Below are 2,623 nucleotides of genomic sequence, written 5' to 3'. Positions count from 1 at the left end.
CCGCGTCAGAAGGTGGCCGAGCTGCACCCCGACCTGCAGCTGGAGCCCCACACCGACATCGGCCAGGTGCTGGAGCAGCGCATCGTCGATGGCGAGCTGGACTGCGTGGTCATTGCCGGGCCATCGTCGCGCAGCAGCCTGGCCTTCGAGCAGGTCGCCCAGGTGCGCTTCGTCTGGGCCGCCAGCGACGACTTCATCGCCCGCGCCGGCACCGGCCTGCCCCGGCGCCTGGTGCGCGAGCAACTGCTGATCGCCCTGCCCACCGGCTCGGGCGCCACGCGCACGCTGGACGACTGGCTGGGCCGCCACGGCCTGGCCGTGGAGCGGCGTCTTTCCTGCAACAGCTGGGGCGCCGTGGTGGGCATGGTGGTGGACGGCCTGGGCTTCACCTACATGCCCGAGCAATGGGCCCTGGCCCTGCAGCAACGCGGCCGCCTGCGCGTGCTGGACGGCGGCGCCGAGGCCGCAAAGCACAGCGCGCTGGCCCCGCTGACCTACACCGTGCAATGGCGCCGCGACGATGTCCGGCCGCTGATCACGGAAATGCGCGAGATCATCCGCAGCGTGATCGATTTCCCGGCGCCGCGCTGTTTGAGTTGAACTTGCACCCTGGCGGCCCCATGCCCTTTAGCCCGCGCGCAGCAGTCACGGCAGGAGCTGCTGGACAATCACCCCCATGACCACCGCGCCTCTCCCAGATTCCGCAGATTCCGCAGATCCCGCCGCCTCCGCCGACCCCATGCCCCAGCCGCCCGAGCAGCCCGACCTGGACGCCTGCTGCGGCAATGGCTGCGACCCCTGCATCTTCGACAGCTATGACCTGGCCATGGACGAGTACCGCCAGGCGCTGCGGGCCTGGAAGGCGCGCAACGAAACGCCAGCGGGCCAGGGATAGGAATAGGGATAGGGGTAGCGCGATCAGTCCACGCGGGCGATCAGGTCCAGCTCCACGGCCGCGCCCTTGGGCAGCTGCAGCACGCCCACCGAAGTGCGCGTGTGGGCACCCACGGGGCCCAGCACCCGGGCGATGAGGTCGGAGGCGCCATCGGCCACCTCGCTTTGCTGGGTGAAATCGGGCGCCGAGCGCACATAGACGGTGATGCGTGCAACGGCGCGCACGGCATCGAGCGAGCCGGCCGCGCGCTGCACGAAGGCCAGGGCCCGCATGGCACAGATGGCGGCGGCCGTTCTGGCCGATGCCAGGTCGATCCCGGCGCCGACCGTCCCCACGTAGAGCACTTCATCGCCCACGCGGGGAATCTGCCCGCTGACGAACAGCTGCTGGCCGTCGCGCACGACGGGGCTGTAGTTGCCGCCTATCTTGATCTCGCCATCGAAGCGGTGGCCGAGCTCAAGGGCGGCCTGGGCGAAGCGTTCATCTGCTGTCATGGTCTGGTGTCCGGAGTAAGGCAAGCGCGCAGTCTAGAGCGTGTTATGCACCGGCGCCTGCCGCGGCTTCAACTGCCCGTGGACGCGTAATGCCTCACCCCCATGCGCCAGGCGCCCGAGGCCAGCCAGAGGAAGGCAAAGCCGGCCAGCGGCGAGACCCAGCCCAGCCAGGCCGGCGCGCCCAGCGGGTCGGGCTTGCCCAGCACAGCCAGCGCCGGGTAGTAGGCCACGCAGGCCAGCGGCACGGCGAAGGTCAGCAGGCGGCGGAACCACTGCGCGTACAGGGCCAGCGGGTACTGGGCGGCCTCGACGCTGCCGTAGCTCAGCACATTGGCGGCTTCCAGGCTTTCCACGGTCCAGAACGAGAGCGCGCCCTGCAGCACCAGGATGCCCAGGAACAGCGCCACGCCGCCTGCCACGGCGAACAGCGCCACGGCGACGGCCTGGGGCGTCCACGCCACGGCGCCTTGGGCCGTGGCAAAGCCCAGCACCAGCAGGCCCTGCAGCAGGCGGCCCAGGCGGCTGATGCGCACGTCATGGCCCATGAGCTGCAGCCACACGGGGCGCGGGCGCAGCAGCAGGCGGTCGAAGGCACCCGTTCGCAGGAACTGCGTGCCCAGCACGTCGAAGCCCCGGCCCAGCGCATCGGCCAGGGCGAACATGCAGTTCACCAGGCCATAGAACACGGCCACTTCGCCGATGCGCCAGCCCTGCACCTCGCCAAACCGGTGGAACAGCGCCCAGACGGCGATGACCTCGATGCCCGTGACCAGGAACTGGCCCAGGGTCAGCATCAGCGCCGAGGCCGGGTAGCGCGCCTGCCCGCCCAGCGAGGCCAGCGCCAGGCGCAGGAACATGGACAGCGATCCTTTGTGCTTGGCCATGGTCTTCACCCTCCCTGCACTTCGAGCCGGCGCATGGTGCGCGCCATGGCCGCGCGGCCCAGGGCCACGATCACGGCAATCCACAGGGCTTGCAGCGCCAGGCAGGCCAGCATCTGCGCACCCGCCATCTGGCCGAAATAGATGCGCGCAGGAATGTCCATCACGCCGGCCAGCGGCTGCAGCAGCAGCGCGGTCTGCCAGGCGTCGGGCATCAGCGCCAGCGGCAGCAGGTTGCCCGACAGCACGATGACCACGGGCGCGGCCAGCGTGTTGATGCCTTTTTCATTGAGCGCGGCGGCAGCGGCAACGTTCAGCAGCATGACCAGTGCCGTGGACAGCAGCAGACGCGG

Annotated in this window: 4 protein-coding genes and 1 pseudogene; 2 read left to right on the top strand and 3 right to left on the bottom strand. The window is 70.1% G+C overall.

Annotated features, from left to right (window positions below; all coding sequences use genetic code 11):
- Together L995_RS16350 and L995_RS16345 are read left to right on the top strand one after the other, a co-directional pair.
- On the top strand, positions 1-600 hold a 600-nt coding region (locus tag L995_RS16350; RefSeq protein ID WP_047472650.1), incomplete at its 5' end, for a substrate-binding domain-containing protein.
- Between the two features lie 76 nt (positions 601-676).
- On the top strand, positions 677-895 hold the full coding sequence (locus L995_RS16345) for an oxidoreductase-like domain-containing protein (protein WP_047472649.1): 219 nt from the start codon (positions 677-679) through the stop codon (positions 893-895).
- Positions 896-918: 23 nt separating this feature from the next.
- On the opposite strand, the gene L995_RS16340 is transcribed toward L995_RS16345, so the two are convergent.
- The 3 genes and pseudogenes from L995_RS16340 to L995_RS16330 form a co-directional block, all read right to left on the bottom strand.
- A complete protein-coding gene (locus L995_RS16340) occupies positions 919-1,389 on the bottom strand; it encodes a RidA family protein (RefSeq protein WP_012207603.1) in 471 nt (156 codons plus the stop codon).
- 68 nt (positions 1,390-1,457) lie between these two features.
- The gene (locus L995_RS16335) at positions 1,458-2,273 is read right to left on the bottom strand and encodes an ABC transporter permease (protein ID WP_016452672.1); all 816 of its coding nucleotides are present in this window, start codon (positions 2,271-2,273) and stop codon (positions 1,458-1,460) included.
- Positions 2,274-2,278: 5 nt separating this feature from the next.
- Positions 2,279-2,623: pseudogene (locus tag L995_RS16330) on the bottom strand (ABC transporter permease); the annotation flags it as partial.

The organism is Delftia sp. ZNC0008 (assembly GCF_000799035.1).
In the GTDB taxonomy this organism is placed as follows: Bacteria; Pseudomonadota; Gammaproteobacteria; order Burkholderiales; family Burkholderiaceae_C; genus Comamonas; species Comamonas tsuruhatensis.
This window is presented reverse-complemented; position numbering and strand designations above follow the sequence as displayed.